General features: G+C 69.2%; 2 protein-coding genes. One reads left to right on the forward strand and one right to left on the reverse strand.

Annotated elements, in window-relative coordinates; translation table 11 throughout:
- On the reverse strand, positions 1–848 hold an 848-nt coding region (locus ACY45C_RS07790), incomplete at its 3' end, for a SidA/IucD/PvdA family monooxygenase (protein ID WP_462186953.1).
- Between the two features lie 432 nt (positions 849–1,280).
- On the opposite strand from ACY45C_RS07790, the gene ACY45C_RS07795 reads away from it, so the two are divergent.
- Positions 1,281–1,869: iron chelate uptake ABC transporter family permease subunit (locus tag ACY45C_RS07795; protein ID WP_462186954.1), on the forward strand; the 589-nt coding region annotated here is incomplete at its 3' end.

Raw genomic sequence — 1,869 nt, forward strand, 5'->3', positions numbered from 1 at the left:
CTCCGATGATAGGTATTGAGCATGTCCTTCACCGGCGGCGGCGCGGCGTAGAAATCGTCCACGGCGGACGGGTCGAAAATCTGGTTCGCGAACGAGCTGTTGTCCGCCGGGCTGTAACCGTACCGCGAGAAGACGGCCACGACTTCAGCCCGCGGATACTTCGTGTGCAGGAATTCGGTCACCTCGGCCGCGCTCTGCCCGGCCCCGACCACGACGAACCGGTCGCGCACCGGCGATGGCAGGTTCGCGACCCGGCTGAGCAGGTCGTGGTTGTGCCAGACCCGTTCGGACAGCTCGATGCCGGCTGGCGCCGTCGGCTCGAGCCCGACGGCGATGACGACGCCGCGAGCCCGGCGGACGACCGTCTCCCCGGTCGTCCCCCGCACCCCGACGACGTCCACCATCCGGACCTCGCCGTCGACGGTGACCGGCCGGATGTCGACCACCCGCGTGTCGTACTCGACCAGGTCATCCAATCGGCGGGCGGCCCATTCCAGGTAGTCGTGGAACTCTTGGCGCAGCGGGAACATGGTCTTGTAGTTGATGAAGTCAACCAGGCGGTCCCGCTCATGCAGGAACGACAGATAACTGAAATCGCTGGCCGGATTCCGCAGGGTTACCAGGTCCTTGAGGTAGGATACCTGCATCGTGGCCCCGTCGAGGAGCATTCCCCGATGCCAGCCGAATCGGGGCTGGCGCTCCAGGAAAGACACCCTCAGCGCCGCCGCCGGGGAAACGCGCGCGTTGTGCTCCGTCACGGCGATCGCCAACGCCAGGTTCGAAGGGCCGAAACCGATTCCGACGATGTCCCGAATGCCGATGTCCGTGGACGCCGGACCTCTCACCACACCCGATCCTCCGGTCCCTGGGCGCGCCGCCCTTTCCCGTCGGTAACGAGAAGCGTACGCTAATCCGGTAAAGTAAGGCTTACCTATCTTCTGGGGTGACCTCCCTGGGTGTCAAGCACGCTCCGGCGGCGCCATCGGCCGGGCCCGCGGCCGCCCCTGACTAGACCCCGGCTGGCTGGACCCCGGCCCGCGCTACCGGCGCCGGGCGGCCGCTGGACGTGACCGTGAAGTCAGGTTAGGCTCTCCATAGGTAAGTTAACCTATCTTTACAAATTTCGCCAGATTGTGAGGCGGGCGGTGCGAGCTGTCGCGGAGGCTGAGGCGACGGTGCCGCGCCCGCCCGATCCGGCGGCAGCGGCCCCGCCCGGCCGGCGGCAACGGCGGCAAGGGGGCGCGCTCGGATCACGGAGAGTGCGTGTCTGCGGCCTAGTAGTGACGTCGCTCGCTCTGGTCGGGATGTGCGTCCTCAGCGTCTGGGTCGGCGCCAACCACCTGCCGTTCACCGTCGTGTGGCGGGTCCTGTGGCACGACGACGGCTCGTCCGCCGCGCTGGTCGTGCACAACCTGCGGATACCGCGCACGCTGCTCGGCCTGGTGGTCGGCGCCGCGCTCGGCGTGGCCGGGGCCCTCAGCCAGGCGTTGACCCGCAACGATCTGGTCGAACCGGGGATGCTCGGGGTCAACATCGGCGCGTCGGCCGCCGTCGTCGTCGGCATCTCGGTCTTCGGCGTCACGAGCCCGAGCGGCTACGTGTGGTTCGCGCTCGCCGGCGCCGCCCTGACCGCGGTCGCCGTGTTCATGATCGGCGCGACCGGCCGCGCAGCGACGACGCCGGCGACCCTGGTGGTGGCGGGCGCGGCCGCCGCGGCCGTCCTCGGCGCGTTCGTCAACGCCGTGCTGCTGATCGACACCAAGACGTTCGACCAGTTCCGGCACTGGGACGTCGGCTCGCTGGCCGCGCCGGGATCGACCGGGCTGCAGGCGACGGCGCCGTTCATGGCGGCGGGACTCCTGCTCGCCC

Source organism: Frankia sp. CcWB2, assembly GCF_977927585.1.